This window comes from Rhizobium atlanticum, from assembly GCF_030182485.1.
In the GTDB taxonomy this organism is placed as follows: Bacteria; Pseudomonadota; Alphaproteobacteria; order Rhizobiales; family Rhizobiaceae; genus Rhizobium.
Genome location: NZ_JAQJCJ010000018.1, coordinates 98,091 through 113,367, shown reverse-complemented (window position 1 = coordinate 113,367; position 15,277 = coordinate 98,091). Strand labels below are relative to the sequence as shown.

At 61.8% G+C, this 15,277-nt stretch carries 15 protein-coding genes and 1 pseudogene; all 16 read left to right on the top strand.

What is annotated here, in order from left to right; all coding sequences use genetic code 11:
* Positions 1-9: 9 nt before the first annotated feature.
* On the top strand, positions 10-789 hold the full coding sequence (locus PH551_RS24305; protein ID WP_285195351.1) for a succinate dehydrogenase iron-sulfur subunit: 780 nt from the start codon (positions 10-12) through the stop codon (positions 787-789).
* Positions 790-812: 23 nt separating this feature from the next.
* Complete coding sequence (locus PH551_RS24300; protein WP_285195350.1) at positions 813-1,127, top strand: DNA polymerase beta superfamily protein; 315 nt, start codon at positions 813-815, stop codon at positions 1,125-1,127.
* Positions 1,090-1,602, top strand: a complete 513-nt coding sequence (locus tag PH551_RS24295; RefSeq protein WP_285195349.1) for a DNA polymerase beta superfamily protein — start codon at positions 1,090-1,092, stop codon at positions 1,600-1,602. Before PH551_RS24300 ends, PH551_RS24295 begins: the two co-directional genes overlap by 38 nt.
* A gap of 135 nt (positions 1,603-1,737) precedes the next feature.
* Positions 1,738-2,253, top strand: coding sequence for a protease inhibitor Inh/omp19 family protein (locus PH551_RS24290; protein ID WP_088391343.1), 516 nt, complete (start codon positions 1,738-1,740; stop codon positions 2,251-2,253).
* 63 nt (positions 2,254-2,316) lie between these two features.
* Positions 2,317-3,480, top strand: a complete 1,164-nt coding sequence (gene zapE, locus PH551_RS24285) for a cell division protein ZapE (RefSeq protein ID WP_285195348.1) — start codon at positions 2,317-2,319, stop codon at positions 3,478-3,480.
* 174 nt (positions 3,481-3,654) lie between these two features.
* Positions 3,655-4,617, top strand: coding sequence for a malate dehydrogenase (gene mdh / locus PH551_RS24280; RefSeq protein WP_004679265.1), 963 nt, complete (start codon positions 3,655-3,657; stop codon positions 4,615-4,617).
* Between the two features lie 34 nt (positions 4,618-4,651).
* Positions 4,652-5,845, top strand: coding sequence for an ADP-forming succinate--CoA ligase subunit beta (gene sucC, locus PH551_RS24275; RefSeq protein ID WP_085779704.1), 1,194 nt, complete (start codon positions 4,652-4,654; stop codon positions 5,843-5,845).
* Positions 5,846-5,864: 19 nt separating this feature from the next.
* Positions 5,865-6,767 carry a succinate--CoA ligase subunit alpha gene (gene sucD / locus PH551_RS24270; protein ID WP_008528022.1) on the top strand — a complete coding sequence of 301 codons (903 nt, stop codon included), beginning with the start codon at positions 5,865-5,867 and terminating at the stop codon, positions 6,765-6,767.
* 166 nt (positions 6,768-6,933) lie between these two features.
* Entirely contained in the window at positions 6,934-9,918 is a 2,985-nt protein-coding gene (locus PH551_RS24265; RefSeq protein ID WP_085780223.1) for a 2-oxoglutarate dehydrogenase E1 component, read from the top strand.
* A 16-nt stretch (positions 9,919-9,934) separates the two neighbouring features.
* Positions 9,935-10,243 carry a YciI family protein gene (locus PH551_RS24260; RefSeq protein ID WP_085779703.1) on the top strand — a complete coding sequence of 103 codons (309 nt, stop codon included), beginning with the start codon at positions 9,935-9,937 and terminating at the stop codon, positions 10,241-10,243.
* A 39-nt stretch (positions 10,244-10,282) separates the two neighbouring features.
* Entirely contained in the window at positions 10,283-11,539 is a 1,257-nt protein-coding gene (odhB, locus tag PH551_RS24255) for a 2-oxoglutarate dehydrogenase complex dihydrolipoyllysine-residue succinyltransferase (protein WP_285195347.1), read from the top strand.
* Positions 11,540-11,550: 11 nt separating this feature from the next.
* Positions 11,551-12,300, top strand: a complete 750-nt coding sequence (locus tag PH551_RS24250; protein ID WP_285195346.1) for a DUF4241 domain-containing protein — start codon at positions 11,551-11,553, stop codon at positions 12,298-12,300.
* A complete protein-coding gene (locus PH551_RS24245; RefSeq protein WP_285195345.1) occupies positions 12,297-12,827 on the top strand; it encodes a hypothetical protein in 531 nt (176 codons plus the stop codon). The genes PH551_RS24250 and PH551_RS24245 overlap by 4 nt, the downstream gene beginning before the upstream one ends.
* Positions 12,824-13,576: an SDR family oxidoreductase gene (locus PH551_RS24240; protein ID WP_085779699.1), complete on the top strand. Its 753-nt coding sequence runs from the start codon at positions 12,824-12,826 to the stop codon at positions 13,574-13,576. The genes PH551_RS24245 and PH551_RS24240 overlap by 4 nt, the downstream gene beginning before the upstream one ends.
* Positions 13,577-13,593: 17 nt before the next feature.
* A pseudogene (locus tag PH551_RS24235) lies at positions 13,594-13,830 on the top strand (LysE family translocator); the annotation flags it as partial.
* 17 nt (positions 13,831-13,847) lie between these two features.
* Positions 13,848-15,254, top strand: coding sequence for a dihydrolipoyl dehydrogenase (gene lpdA / locus PH551_RS24230; protein ID WP_285195344.1), 1,407 nt, complete (start codon positions 13,848-13,850; stop codon positions 15,252-15,254).
* Positions 15,255-15,277 lie beyond the last annotated feature (23 nt).

Genomic DNA, 15,277 nt, shown 5'->3' with positions numbered 1-15,277 from the left:
GAACCTCGCATGGTTGAACTCGCTCTCCCCAAGAACTCACAGATGCGCGAAGGCAAGGTCTGGCCGAAGCCGGCCGGTGCGACAAACACGCGCGAATTCCGCGTCTATCGCTGGAGCCCGGACGATGGTCAGAACCCGTCGATCGACACTTTCTACATCGATGTCGACGATTGCGGCCCGATGGTTCTCGACGGCCTGCTCTACATCAAGAACAAGATCGATCCGACGCTGACGCTGCGCCGTTCCTGTCGCGAGGGCATCTGCGGCTCCTGCGCGATGAACATCGACGGCACCAACACGCTTGCCTGCACCAAGGGCCTCGACGATATCAAGGGCGCGGTGAAGATCTATCCGCTGCCGCATCTGCCCGTCGTCAAGGATCTGGTGCCCGATCTCAGCAACTTCTACGCCCAGCATCGCTCGATCGAGCCCTGGCTGAAGACGGTGTCGCCGACACCGGCCAAGGAATGGAAGCAGAGCCATGAGGACCGGCAGAAGCTCGACGGTCTTTATGAATGCATCCTCTGCGCCTGTTGCTCGACCTCGTGTCCGAGCTACTGGTGGAACGGCGACCGTTATCTAGGTCCGGCCGTTCTGCTGCAGGCCTATCGCTGGCTGATCGACTCCAGAGACGAGGCGACCGGCGAGCGTCTCGATAACCTCGAGGATCCGTTCCGTCTTTACCGCTGCCACACGATCATGAACTGTGCGCAGACCTGCCCGAAGGGCCTCAACCCAGCCAAGGCAATCGCCGAAATCAAGAAGATGATGGTCGAGCGCCGGGTCTGATCGGTATGCATGCCACTGGCGGATTGGACGGCTTCGATCCCGGAGCCGTCACGGAGATCAGGTCGCGGCTCGCCTCCGTGCGCGAGCAGGGCATCCGCATCGGTCTGGCGGTCGAAAGCGGCAGCCGCGCTTGGGGCTTTCCGTCTCCCGACAGCGATTATGATTGCCGCTTTATCTATATCCGTCCTGTCGAACATCATCTCGCGCTTGTTTCAGCACGCGACGTCATCGAGTGTCGGCGATATCGCGGGCGGCTGGGATCTGCGCAAGGCGCTCCGGCTCGCTTTGAAGGGGAACGCAGTGGTGGTCGAATGGTTGAAATCGCCGATCGTCTATGAGGAGGAAGCGGGCTTTCGCTTGCGCCTCGGCGCGCTGCTCGATCTGATCATGGTGCCGGAGAAGGTTGCCGCACATTATGTCGGGCTCATGCGGCAACATTTTCAAGGCCACGGCGAAGAGACGATCAGACTGAAGAAGCTGCTTTACGCCGTGCGTCCGGCCATCGCGCTCGAATGGATGCGGCAGAGTTCGTTCCGCGCGCTGCCACCGATGAATATGCTGGAATGCCTCGGGGCGATCTCCATTGCGCCGGAAGTCCGGGCGGCGATTCTCGATCTCGTGCATGTTAAGAAGCAGACCCGTGAGATGGGGGAAGGTCTGCCGCCGGAGCCGGTGCGGTTATTCCTGCGGAGCTCATTCGAGCACCATTCCGAGACATTGCGGGAGTTTGGCAGAAATCCTGCCAGAGATGAGGGTGCGCAACACCTTGCTGACAAATTCTATGTGCAGGAAGTTTTGCAGCAGGGCAGTTGAACTGTATCGTTTTTCGGTTAGGTGTTGTCACGGGCAATTTCTGCAACCCGACTTGATTAACCAAAGCGAATTACGATAATCGGACGTGTCTCACGCCCGTTCTTTGCGGCGATAGCCGAATTCAGGAGTATGATGATGCAGTTGCGATATGCGATGACAGGTCTGGTGGTGGCTCTCGCGCTAGCCGGTTGTCAGCGTACGGCATATGATTATAGCTCCAACTCGAACGCCGGACCGGCGCCGTTGACGGCGCAGCCTGTGCCCTCTGTGCAGGGCGGCCAGCTTCCGCCGCCGACCGGCAGCTCGCAGTTTCCGGCCGCGCCGACGGCGACGGCACCGATGCCTGGGGCGCAGTCCGGCGCCATGGCAGCGAATGCGCTCGACGTCACCAAGGAATCAATGGTCGGAAGCTGGCGCGTCAACGGCAGCTGCGACATGTTCCTGACGCTCACCAATCTCGGCAGCGGGTCGCGTGGCGGCACGCGCGGCTGCGTCGGCGAGCTGACGGCAATGGGCTCCTGGGAGGTCGCCGGCAAGCAGGTGCTGCTCAAGGATCGTTCGGGCAACCAGATCGGCAGCGTCTACAAGACGGCCGACAATCGCTTCCAGGGCCAGACGAATACAGGTCAGCAGATCAGCCTCAGCCGGTAAACCAACCGCGCGGTAAACGATCCGGCGGCGCGCCGCTGATGACTGACAGGCGGACGTGCCCTCATGCAGCCAATGCCAGATTATACGCTCAGCGTTTGCGAACAGCTCAAATCGCTGACGCTTGCTGGTGCGTTGCAGGTCGATTCCGCCCAGATGGAGGTGGCCAAAAGCCTGGACCGGGTGCTTGCCGGGCTGAAGCAGCTGCGGCCGGCGGCCAAAGCGAGCGCGCTCGGTTGGCTGTTTGCCAAGAAGAAGAAAGCCGCCGACGGCATCAAGGGGCTTTACATTCACGGCAGCGTCGGACGCGGCAAGACCATGCTGATGGACATGTTCTTTGCCATGGCGCCGTGCAGGAAGAAGCGCCGGGCGCATTTCCATGAATTCATGGCGGATGTGCACAACCGTATCGCGGCACACCGGCTGAAGCTCAAGAACGGCGAGACGAAGCAGGCCGATCCGATGCCGCCGGTCGCCGCAGCCCTCTACGATGAAGCGGAACTGCTCTGCTTCGATGAATTCACCGTCACCGACATTGCCGACGCGATGATCCTGTCGCGGTTGTTTTCCGAACTCTTCGCGCGGGGATGCGTGCTGGTGGCGACCTCGAATGTCGAACCGGACAATCTCTACAAGGATGGGCTCAATCGCGGCCTGTTCCTGCCCTTCCTCGCTCTGCTCAAGCAGCATGTCGATGTCGTCACACTGGATTCGCCGACCGACTACCGGATGGAGAAGCTGAACAGCCAACCGGTCTATCTCGTGCCGATCAACGAACATAATGACATGGCGATGGAGGCATCCTGGACACAGGCGCTGCATGGGCGCAAGGCGCAGCCGCTCGATATTCCGATGAAGGGTCGCTCCATCCACGTGCCGCTTGCCGCCGACCGGATGGCGCGCTTCTCTTTCGCCGATCTCTGCGACAAGCCGCTCGGGGCCGCCGACTTCCTGGCCATTGCCGAGCGCTTCGACACCGTGTTCCTCGATCACGTTCCCCTGCTCGGGCCGGAGAAGCGGAACCAGATCAAGCGTTTCATCATTCTGGTCGATACGCTCTACGATCATGCCGTGCGGCTATACATATCCGCGGCGGCGTTGCCGGAGGACTTACTCATCAACCGTCGGGGCACCGAGAGCTTTGAATTCGATCGCACGGCATCGCGCCTGTTCGAGATGCGGAGCGCGGAATACCTTGCACTGCACCATGAGAAACGCGCCGCTGAATAACAGCATTGCGACAAAATATCTTACGTTTACGTAAGAATTTTGGGGTCTAAACGATTGAAAACGCTGCATCAAAATTAATGGATTGCCATTTTTAGTCTTTGGGTCTATGCGATTGCGTCATTGAGCGGCCTTGCAGCGTCGTTCGACGGATTTGATCGCAAAGGAAACAGCGAAATGGCGCGTAACAAGATCGCACTCATTGGTTCTGGCATGATTGGTGGTACACTGGCGCATCTCGCCGGCCTGAAGGAACTGGGCGACATCGTCCTCTTCGACATCGCCGACGGCATCCCCCAGGGCAAGGGCCTCGACATTGCACAGTCCTCGCCGGTCGAAGGCTTCGACGCCAATCTGACCGGCGCCAGCGACTACTCGGCGATCGAAGGCGCCGACGTCTGCATCGTCACCGCTGGCGTCCCGCGCAAGCCGGGCATGAGCCGCGACGACCTTCTCGGCATCAACCTCAAGGTCATGGAGCAGGTCGGCGCCGGCATCAAGAAGTATGCCCCGAACGCCTTCGTGATCTGCATCACCAACCCGCTCGATGCCATGGTCTGGGCGCTGCAGAAGTTTTCCGGCCTTCCGGCAAACAAGGTCGTGGGCATGGCAGGCGTTCTCGATTCCTCGCGCTTCCGCCTCTTCCTCGCCAAGGAATTCAACGTCTCCGTTCAGGACGTGACGGCCTTCGTTCTCGGCGGCCACGGCGACACGATGGTGCCGCTCGCCCGCTACTCGACGGTCGGCGGCATTCCGCTCACCGACCTCGTCACCATGGGCTGGGTCACCAAGGAGCGCCTCGAAGAGATCATCCAGCGCACCCGTGACGGCGGCGCCGAGATCGTTGGCCTGCTGAAGACCGGTTCGGCCTATTATGCGCCGGCTGCCTCGGCGATCGAAATGGCCGAATCCTACCTCAAGGACAAGAAGCGCGTTCTGCCTTGCGCGGCCCATCTGACCGGCCAGTACGGCGTCAAGGACATGTATGTCGGCGTTCCCACCGTCATCGGCGCCGGCGGCGTCGAGCGCGTCATCGAGATCGACCTCAACAAGACTGAGAAGGAAGCCTTCGACAAGTCGGTGGCCGCTGTCGCCGGTCTGTGCGAAGCCTGCATCAACATCGCGCCTGCCCTGAAGTAATCGGCGCTGAAGTAATCGAAACAGGGATAGACCCATGAACATTCATGAATATCAGGCCAAGGCTCTGCTCAAGGGCTATGGCGCGCCGGTTGCCGAGGGTGTGGCAATTCTCAAGGTTGAAGAAGCCGAGGCGGCCGCCAAGTCGCTTCCCGGCCCGCTTTACGTGGTCAAGAGCCAGATCCATGCGGGCGGCCGCGGCAAGGGCAAGTTCAAGGAGCTGTCGCCGGAAGCCAAGGGAGGTGTACGTCTCGCCAAGTCGATCGAAGACGTCGTTGCCAACGTCAAGGAGATGCTCGGCAACACGCTGGTGACTGCGCAGACCGGCGAAGCCGGCAAGCAGGTCAACCGTCTCTACATCGAAGACGGCGCCGACATCGAACGCGAACTCTACTGCTCGCTGCTGGTCGACCGCTCGGTCGGCAAGGTCGCCTTCGTCGTCTCCACCGAAGGCGGCATGGACATCGAGGCCGTCGCGCACGATACGCCCGAAAAGATCCAGACGATCGCCATCGATCCGGAAGCCGGCGTGACGACTGCCGACGTCGCCAAGATATCCGCCGCTCTCAAGCTCGAAGGTGCTGCCGCAGAAGACGCCAAGTCGCTCTTCCCGCTGCTCTACAAGGCCTTCAACGAGAAGGACATGTCGCTTCTCGAAATCAATCCGCTGATCGTCATGAAGAATGGCCATCTGCGCGTTCTTGACGCCAAGATGTCCTTCGACGGCAATGCGCTCTTCCGTCACGACGACGTCCGGGCGCTGCGCGACGAGACCGAAGAAGACGCCAAGGAAATCGAGGCTTCCAAGTGGGACCTCGCTTACGTCGCGCTCGACGGCAATATCGGCTGCATGGTCAACGGCGCGGGCCTCGCCATGGCAACGATGGATATCATCAAGCTGTACGGCAAGGAGCCGGCCAACTTCTGCGACGTCGGTGGCGGCGCCGGCAAGGAAAAAGTCGCTGCGGCCTTCAAGATCATCACCGCAGACCCGAAGGTCGAGGGCATTCTCGTCAACATCTTCGGCGGCATCATGAAGTGCGACGTCATCGCTGAAGGCGTCATTGCCGCGGTCAAGGAAGTCGGTCTCAAGGTTCCGCTCGTCGTGCGCCTTGAAGGCACCAATGTCGAGCTCGGCAAGAAGATCCTGAACGAGTCGGGTCTCGCGATCACGGCGGCTGACGACTTGGACGATGCGGCCAAGAAGATCGTCGCGGCGATCAACGGCTAATTTTGAGGGATCGGAAAGAATGTCTATTCTCGTCAATAAAGACACCAAGGTCCTCGTTCAGGGTCTGACCGGCAAGACCGGCACGTTCCACACCGAACAGGCGCTCGCTTATTACGGCACCCAGATGGTCGGCGGCATCCACCCGAAGAAGGGTGGTGAAACCTGGACCGGCGCAAAGGGCGAAAGCCTGCCGATCTTCGCGACCGTTGCCGAGGGCAAGGAAAAGACCGGCGCCGATGCGACCGTCATCTATGTTCCGCCGGCGGGCGCTGCCGATGCGATCATCGAAGCGATCGACGCCGAGATACCGTTCATCACCTGCATCACCGAAGGCATTCCGGTCATGGACATGGTGCGCGTGAAGGCTCGCCTCGACCGCTCCAAGTCGCGCCTGCTTGGGCCGAACTGCCCGGGCATCCTGACGCCGGAAGAATGCAAGATCGGCATCATGCCGGGCTCGATCTTCCGCAAGGGTTCGGTCGGGATCGTGTCCCGCTCGGGCACGCTGACCTATGAAGCCGTCTTCCAGACCTCCAACGAAGGTCTCGGCCAGACGACGGCCGTCGGCATCGGCGGCGACCCGGTCAAGGGCACCGAGTTCATCGATGTGCTCGAGATGTTCCTCGCCGACGAAGCCACGACTTCGATCATCATGATCGGCGAAATCGGCGGCTCCGCTGAAGAAGACGCAGCCCAGTTCCTGAAGGACGAGGCCAAGAAGGGCCGCAAGAAGCCGATGGCCGGCTTCATCGCAGGCCGTACGGCACCGAAGGGCCGCACCATGGGCCATGCCGGCGCCGTGGTATCCGGCGGCAAGGGCGACGCTGAATCGAAGATCGCGGCGATGGAATCGGCTGGCATCAAGGTGTCTCCGTCTCCGGCCCGCCTCGGCAAGACGCTGGTGGAAGTCCTGAAGGGCTGAAGCCGCCTATAGACCGGGCGGAGGAACGGCATCTGCGCCTTCGCCCGCTTGCATACGAGAGCAGCAGATGCGCCGCGGACAGGCGGCGATCGGAATGCGGCAGCCGGCGATCGATCCGGCAAAATCATCAAAGTCAGGAGGCGGACGGAAGCGTTCGCATATCACCATGGCACGGCAAGAAGCCAACGAGCAGTTTCAGATCACCTCGTTTCTGGATGGCGCCAACGCGGCCTATATCGAGCAACTCTATGCGCGCTACGAAGAGGATCCGGCGTCGGTCGACGATCAATGGCGCGCCTTCTTCAAGGCGCTGGAAGACGATCCTGCCGATGTGAAAAAGGCGGCAAAGGGAGCTTCCTGGCGTAGAAAGAACTGGCCTCTGGCAGCCGGCGGCGATCTGGTGTCGGCTCTCGACGGCGACTGGGGCATCGTCGAGAAGGTGATCGAGACGAAGGTGAAGGCGAAGGCCGCAGCCGAGGGCAAGCCCGCCGACAGCACCGACGTGCTGCAGGCGACGCGCGATTCCGTCCGCGCCATCATGATGATCCGCGCCTACCGCATGCGCGGCCACCTGCACGCCAAGCTTGACCCGCTCGGAATCGCCGCCACCGTCGATGATTATCGCGAGCTGTCGCCGGAAAATTATGGCTTCACATCAGCCGATTACGACCGCAAGATCTTCATCGACAACGTGCTCGGCCTGGAATACGCGACCATCCGCGAAATGATCGAGATCCTCGAGCGCACCTACTGCTCGACACTCGGCGTCGAATTCATGCATATCTCCAACCCGGAAGAGAAGGCGTGGATCCAGGAGCGCATCGAAGGCCCGGACAAGGGCGTGGCCTTCACGCCTGAGGGCAAGAAGGCGATCCTTTCGAAACTCGTCGAAGCCGAAGGCTACGAACAGTTCCTCGACGTCAAGTTCAAGGGCACCAAGCGCTTCGGCCTGGATGGCGGCGAATCGCTGATCCCGGCTCTGGAGCAGATCCTGAAGCGCGGCGGTCATCTCGGCCTGAAGGAAGCCGTGTTCGGCATGGCCCATCGCGGCCGCCTCAACGTGCTCTCGCAGGTCATGGGCAAGCCGCACCGCGCCATCTTCCACGAATTCAAGGGCGGTTCCTACGCACCCGATGAAGTCGAAGGCTCGGGCGACGTCAAGTACCATCTCGGTGCATCCTCCGACCGCGAATTCGACGGCAACAAGGTACACGTGTCGCTGACGGCGAATCCATCGCATCTCGAAATCGTCGATCCCGTGGTGATGGGCAAGGCTCGCGCCAAGCAGGACATGAGCGCTACGGTGTGGGAGGGCGACATCATTCCGCTTTCCGAACGCGCCAAGGTTCTGCCGCTGCTGATCCACGGCGATGCGGCCTTCGCCGGCCAGGGCGTCATTGCCGAAATCCTCGGTCTTTCCGGTCTGCGCGGCCACCGTGTTGCCGGCACCATGCACGTCATCATCAACAACCAGATCGGCTTCACCACCAATCCGGCCTTCTCGCGCTCGTCGCCCTATCCGTCCGACGTCGCCAAGATGATCGAAGCACCGATCCTGCACGTCAACGGCGACGATCCGGAAGCGGTCGTCTACGCAGCCAAGATTGCGACCGAATTCCGCATGAAGTTCCACAAGCCTGTGGTACTCGACATGTTCTGCTATCGCCGCTACGGCCACAATGAAGGCGACGAGCCGTCCTTCACGCAGCCGAAGATGTACAAGGTGATCCGCGGCCACAAGACCGTGCTGCAGCTCTATGCGGCCCGCCTGGTCGCCGAGGGACTGGTTACCGAAGGCGAAGTCGAGAAGATGAAGGCCGACTGGCGCGCGCATCTCGAGCAGGAGTTCGACGCCGGCCAGCACTACAAGCCGAATAAGGCCGACTGGCTGGATGGCGAGTGGTCGGGCCTGCGCACGGCCGACAATGCCGACGAACAGCGCCGCGGCAAGACCGCGGTGCCGATGAAGACGCTCAAGGAGATCGGCCGCAAGCTCTCGGAAATCCCGGCAGGCTTCAATGCGCACCGCACGATCCAGCGTTTCATGGAAAACCGGGCCAACATGATCGCCACCGGCGAGGGCCTCGACTGGGCGATGGCCGAAGCGCTCGCCTTTGGCGCGCTCTGCCTGGAAGGCCACAAGATCCGTCTGTCCGGTCAGGATTGCGAACGCGGCACCTTCTCGCAGCGTCACTCGGTTCTCTACGATCAGGAGACCGAGGAACGCTACATTCCGCTCGCCAATCTTTCGCCGACGCAGGCGCGCTACGAAGTCATCAATTCGATGCTTTCGGAAGAGGCCGTGCTCGGCTTCGAATACGGCTACTCGCTCGCTCGCCCGAATGCGCTGACGCTCTGGGAAGCGCAGTTCGGCGATTTCGCCAACGGCGCGCAGGTGGTCTTCGACCAGTTCATCTCCTCGGGCGAACGCAAGTGGTTGCGCATGTCCGGCCTCGTGTGCCTGTTGCCGCACGGCTATGAAGGCCAGGGTCCGGAGCACTCCTCGGCTCGCCTGGAACGCTTCCTGCAGCTCTGCGCGGAAGACAACATGCAGGTCGCCAATGTCACGACGCCGGCGAACTATTTCCACATCCTGCGCCGGCAGCTGAAGCGCGACTTCCGTAAGCCGCTGATCCTGATGACGCCGAAGTCGCTGCTGCGTCACAAGCGGGCCGTATCGACGCTTGCGGAACTCGCCGGCGAATCGGCTTTCCATCGCCTGCTGTGGGATGATGCCGAGGTGATCAAGGACGGCCCGATCAAGCTGCAGAAGGACAACAAGATCCGCCGCGTCGTCATGTGCTCCGGCAAGGTCTATTACGATCTTCTCGAAGAGCGTGAAAAACGCGGCATCGACGACATCTATCTCCTGCGCGTCGAGCAGCTCTATCCATTCCCGGCAAAGGCGCTAATCAACGAGCTGTCGCGCTTCCGCAATGCCGAGATGGTCTGGTGCCAGGAAGAGCCGAAGAACATGGGCGCATGGTCGTTCATCGACCCGTTCCTCGAATGGGTGCTCGCCCATATCGATGCGAAATACCAGCGCGTCCGCTATACCGGCCGTCCGGCCGCCGCCTCGCCGGCGACGGGCCTGATGTCGAAGCATCTGTCGCAGCTCGCCGCATTCCTCGAGGATGCATTGGGCGGCTAAATCAAGGGGGGGCGCAATGGCTTACTTCTTTCTGAGACTGCTGCCGCCGCGCCCCACTTTTCCGCACGACGGGACGGGGGAGGAAATGGCGGCGATGAAACGCCACGTCGAATATTGGCATCGGCAGGCCCTTGCGGGATCGGCAATTGTCGTCGGTCCCGTGTTCGAGGGTCAAGGCGCCTTCGGCATGGCAGTCGTCGAAGTCGAGGATCAGGCGGCGGCACAAGCGCTTGCCGACGGCGATCCCATCATCGCTTCCGGTCTCGGTTTCCGTTTCGATATCCTGCCGATGCCCTCGATCATTTTGCGGCCGCCCGCCGTCTGAAACGCATAAACGAAAACACACGAAATCAGGATTTGAACAATGGCCACAGAAATCCGCGTTCCAACTCTCGGTGAATCCGTCAGCGAGGCAACCGTCGGCACCTGGTTCAAGAAGGTCGGCGACGCCATCAAGGCCGACGAGCCGATTCTGGAGCTTGAAACCGACAAGGTGACCATCGAAGTTCCCGCGCCCGTCTCCGGCACGCTTTCGGAAATCGTCGCTGCCGCCGGCGAGACCGTCGGCCTCGGTGCATTGCTAGGCCAGATCTCCGCAGGTGCCGGCGCCGCCGCCGCGCCGGCTGCTGCCGCACCGGCCGCTCCCGCCCAGCCAGCCCCGGCTGCCGCGGCCCAGCCAGCTGCTGGTGCCGCTGCATCGTCGTCGAGTGCTTCCGTCTCCACCATGCCGCCGGCACCGGCGGCTGCGAAGATGCTGGCCGAAAGCAATCTTTCCGCCGATCAGGTCGACGGCAGCGGCAAACGCGGCCAGGTGCTGAAGGGCGATGTCATCGCCGCCGTCGCCAAGGGCATTTCCGCTCCGGCGGCCGTACCGGCAGCGGCGCCGGTTGCAGCGCGTGGCCCGTCGACGGTCGAGGATGCCTCACGCGAAGAGCGCGTGAAGATGACGCGCCTGCGCCAGACGATCGCCAAGCGCCTCAAGGACGCGCAGAACACCGCCGCCATGCTGACCACCTACAACGAGGTGGACATGAAGGCAGTCATGGACCTGCGCAACAAGTACAAGGACATTTTCGAGAAGAAGCACGGCGTCAAGCTCGGCTTCATGGGCTTCTTCACCAAGGCGGTGACGCATGCCCTGAAGGAACTGCCGGCAGTCAATGCCGAGATCGACGGCACCGACATCATCTACAAGAACTACTGCCATGTCGGCATGGCCGTCGGCACCGACAAGGGCCTCGTCGTTCCTGTTATCCGCGACGCCGACCAGATGTCGATCGCCGAAATCGAGAAGGAACTCGGCCGCCTTGCCAAGGCGGCCCGTGATGGCTCGCTTGCTATGGCCGACATGCAGGGCGGCACCTTCACCATCACCAATGGCGGCGTCTACGGTTCTCTGATGTCTTCGCCGATCCTCAACGCGCCGCAGTCCGGCATTCTCGGCATGCACAAGATCCAGGAGCGGCCGGTTGCAATCGGCGGCCAGGTGGTCATCCGTCCGATGATGTATCTGGCGCTGTCCTACGATCACCGTATCGTCGACGGCAAGGAAGCGGTCACCTTCCTCGTGCGTGTCAAGGAGAGCCTCGAAGATCCGGAACGTCTGGTTCTCGATCTCTAAGGAGCATTTCGATGCGGAACCGGGTCATGCGAGCGGCGCGCCTTCTTCTTTGCGCTGCCGTCGCGCATGCGCCGGTCTCCGCGTCGGCTGCCGGCTGGGATGTCGGCAAGGCCAGCAGCAATTTCGAGTTGGTGGCGCTTGATGATGCCGAACTCTCCAGCCGGTCGATCGACGTGGTCCATATGGGCGATGTCGAGCTGACATCGGGGCGCATTGTCGCTGCCGATCCGCTTGCTCAGCCGGATCGTCCGGCGCTGGCAAGAACGGTTGCGCCGGGCGACTATCCGGTGACGCTCTACCGGGCCTTCGGGCGCGTCGCGGCGGCCAGCATGCGGTTTGCCGAGGGCAAGCCCGATCATTGGGAGCTAGCTGTCCTTCCCGGGCAGGACCCGGCGATGCTGAAGGATGACGAGATCTTCGGCTATCCCGTCGATGCCGGCATCGGCTGCTACATGGATGCCGATACGCTGGCGCTGATCGATGAGCGTGAAGCGCAGGTCCAGGCGCAGAAGCCGGGCGTCGACATCAACTATTATGATGACGTGCTGGCTTCGGACCTCGATGCCAACAAGAACCACTATGCGCTGCACCGGCCGATTGCCGGCAAAAAGGGCAACGTCGCTGTGTTCTGGAGCGGCTGGGGCGACGGTGTCTATCCTGTCCTCTGGGGCCTCGACAAGGGCGGTCGTCCATTGGTGCTGTTGACGGATTTTGGTGTGATCGAGAATGCCGATGGACGGCGAGAGGCGATGGTGCAATGAGCGGGTCGATCGGGATCATGGCAGGGCGGAAAGGCGTGGCTGCAATTGCAGCCGCCGCGGTTTTCACCACTCCGGTTGCCGCGTTCGCCGCCGACTGCAAACAGGAGCACGCCGTTTACGTCGACCGTGACGGCGCCTATGAACTGCGTTTTATATCGCTGAATTCTCCCTCGGCTGCCGCCAGCAACCAGTTCAAGGTCAATGCGCTCGAGACATCCGTCGTCATGGAAGGCTACGTGATGCCATCGGAAGATCCGGTGCGGGCGATCGGCATCCTGATGTTCAACTGCCCGGAGGGAGACGCGACCGGCGCCGACCTCGATGCATGCACCGTCTGGCAGGGCGCCGTCTACGGTATGAATGCCCAGGGCGAGATGGACAATCTGCAGCCGGAGGGCGCGGCGGCGGCCGAAAAGCTCGTGCTTCCCGGCCTTGGTCCCGCCATTCGTGAATCGAGCGCCTGGGGCGAGGGCAAGGCTTCGGTGGCGCCGTGGGACGTGCTGACTTTCAAGGAGTGTGCGACATGAGTGATGCACCTGTTGTTCTCGTGACCGGCGGCAGCCGGGGTATTGGCGCCGCGGTCTGCCGGCTCGCCGCGCGCCAGGGCTGGCGCGTCGCCGTGAATTACGCCTCCAGCCGACAGGCGGCGGAGGCTGTCGTTGCGGCGATCACCGAGGCCGGCGGCGAGGCCGTGGCGATCCAGGGCGATGTCGGCAAGGCTGCCGATATCGCCGCGATGTTTGCAGCGGTCGACCGTCATTTCGGCCGGTTCGACGGGCTGGTCAACAATGCCGGCATTGTCGATTATCCGCAGCGGGTCGATGAGATGTCGATGGAGCGGGTCGAAAGGATGCTGCGCGTCAATGTGACCGGCTCCATCCTGTGCGCGGGAGAGGCCGTTCGCCGCATGTCGAGCCGTCATAGTGGGCGGGGCGGCGCGATCGTCAATGTTTCGTCGATGGCGGCAATCCTCGGCTCGGCCACACAGTATGTCGATTATGCGGCTTCGAAGGCGGCGATCGATACCTTCACCATCGGGCTCGCGCGTGAGGTCGCAGCCGAGGGTATTCGTGTGAATGCCGTCAGACCCGGTATCATCGAAACCGATCTGCATGCTTCGGGCGGACTGCCGGACCGGGCCCGCGAAATGGCACCGTCGGTCCCGATGCAGCGTCCAGGCACAGCCGAGGAGGTGGCAGACGCTATCCTCTATCTTCTTTCTCCTTCCGCCTCCTATGTCACCGGCGCGATCCTCAACGTGAGCGGCGGCCGCTAGAAAGACGGGTAAAAAACAGCATGCAGTATACGCTCGTGCATCACGATACGCCTGTCCTTATCCAGTTTTTCCTACGGCATCGGCATGGCGACGGCGCTGGTCGCCTTGTTTGCCGGCGTCTTCTATTTCTTCACGGTCAGGCGATCCGTGACCGCTTCATCGCCAGCGGCAAATGGTTCAACCGCATCACCGGAGCGGCACTCGTCGCCTTCGGCTTCCGCCTGGCGCTGTCGCGCGAGTCGACTAATCGATAAATTCAAAGGGAAAAGTAATGTCTTATGATGTGATCATTATCGGAACCGGCCCGGGCGGCTATGTCTGCGCCGTCAAGGCAGCCCAGCTCGGCCTCAAGGTCGCCGTCGTCGAAAAGCGCGCGACTTATGGCGGCACCTGCCTGAACGTCGGCTGCATTCCGTCGAAGGCGCTGCTACATGCTTCCGAAATGTTCCATCAGGCCGGCCACGGATTAAGCGCGCTTGGCATCGACGTGCCGGCGCCGACGCTCAACCTCGGCAACATGATGGCGCACAAGGATGCGACGGTGAAGTCGAATGTCGACGGCGTCGCCTTCCTCTTCAAAAAGAACAAGATCGACGCTTTCCAGGGTACCGGCAAGATCGTTTCGGCCGGCAAGGTTTCCGTCACCGCCGAGGATGGAACGGCGCAGGAGATCGAGGGCAAGAACATCGTCATCGCCACCGGCTCCGACGTCGCCGGAATTCCCGGCGTGCAGGTCGAGATCGATGAAAAGACCATCATTTCCTCCACCGGCGGCATCGCACTGGAAAAGGTGCCGGAAACGTTGATCGTCGTCGGCGGCGGCGTCATCGGCCTCGAACTCGGCTCGGTCTGGTCGCGTCTCGGCGCGAAGGTCACGGTCGTCGAATATCTCGACACCATCCTCGGCGGCATGGACGGCGAGGTCTCCAAGCAGTTCCAGCGCATGCTTGCCAAGCAGGGCATCGATTTCAACCTCAGTGCCAAGGTCACCGGCGTCGAGAAGGGCGGCAAGGGCGCCAAGGTCACATTCGAGCCGGTCAAGGGCGGTGACGCGGTGACGCTCGACGCCGAAGTCGTGCTGATCGCCACCGGCCGTAAGCCCTATACCGCAGGCCTCGGCCTGGAAGAGGCAGGAGTCGTGCTCGACAATCGCGGCCGCGTCGAGATCGACGGCCACTTCAGGACCAATGTCGCCGGCATCTATGCGATCGGCGACGTGGTGAAGGGTCCGATGCTGGCGCACAAGGCGGAAGACGAGGGTGTGGCGCTCGCCGAAATTCTCGCCGGTCAGCATGGCCACGTCAATTATGAGGTCATTCCGAGCGTCGTCTATACCCAGCCGGAGGTCGCCTCGGTCGGTAAGACCGAGGAGGAACTGAAGGCGGCGGGCATCGCTTACAAGGTCGGCAAATTTCCCTTCACCGCAAACGGCCGCGCCCGCGCAATGCTGGCGACCGACGGCTTCGTCAAGATCCTCGCGGACAAGGAGACCGATCGCGTGCTCGGCGGCCATATCGTCGGCTTCGGTGCCGGCGAGATGATCCACGAGATCACCGTGCTGATGGAATTCGGCGGCTCATCGGAAGATCTCGGTCGGACCTGCCATGCACATCCGACGATGTCCGAAGCGGTCAAGGAGGCTGCACTCGCGACCTTCTTCAAGCCGATCCATATGTAATCTTACATCTTCGTAATGAAGCG

Coding starts and splice junctions, on each gene's coding strand:
- PH551_RS24260 (WP_085779703.1), top strand. CDS start 9,935: ATGGCTTACTTCTTTCTGAGACTGCTGCCGCCGCGCCCCACTTTTCCG.
- PH551_RS24240 (WP_085779699.1), top strand. CDS start 12,824: ATGAGTGATGCACCTGTTGTTCTCGTGACCGGCGGCAGCCGGGGTATT.
- zapE (WP_285195348.1), top strand. CDS start 2,317: ATGCAGCCAATGCCAGATTATACGCTCAGCGTTTGCGAACAGCTCAAA.
- mdh (WP_004679265.1), top strand. CDS start 3,655: ATGGCGCGTAACAAGATCGCACTCATTGGTTCTGGCATGATTGGTGGT.
- PH551_RS24290 (WP_088391343.1), top strand. CDS start 1,738: ATGCAGTTGCGATATGCGATGACAGGTCTGGTGGTGGCTCTCGCGCTA.
- PH551_RS24265 (WP_085780223.1), top strand. CDS start 6,934: ATGGCACGGCAAGAAGCCAACGAGCAGTTTCAGATCACCTCGTTTCTG.
- PH551_RS24245 (WP_285195345.1), top strand. CDS start 12,297: ATGAGCGGGTCGATCGGGATCATGGCAGGGCGGAAAGGCGTGGCTGCA.
- PH551_RS24250 (WP_285195346.1), top strand. CDS start 11,551: ATGCGGAACCGGGTCATGCGAGCGGCGCGCCTTCTTCTTTGCGCTGCC.
- lpdA (WP_285195344.1), top strand. CDS start 13,848: ATGTCTTATGATGTGATCATTATCGGAACCGGCCCGGGCGGCTATGTC.
- PH551_RS24305 (WP_285195351.1), top strand. CDS start 10: ATGGTTGAACTCGCTCTCCCCAAGAACTCACAGATGCGCGAAGGCAAG.
- odhB (WP_285195347.1), top strand. CDS start 10,283: ATGGCCACAGAAATCCGCGTTCCAACTCTCGGTGAATCCGTCAGCGAG.
- sucD (WP_008528022.1), top strand. CDS start 5,865: ATGTCTATTCTCGTCAATAAAGACACCAAGGTCCTCGTTCAGGGTCTG.
- sucC (WP_085779704.1), top strand. CDS start 4,652: ATGAACATTCATGAATATCAGGCCAAGGCTCTGCTCAAGGGCTATGGC.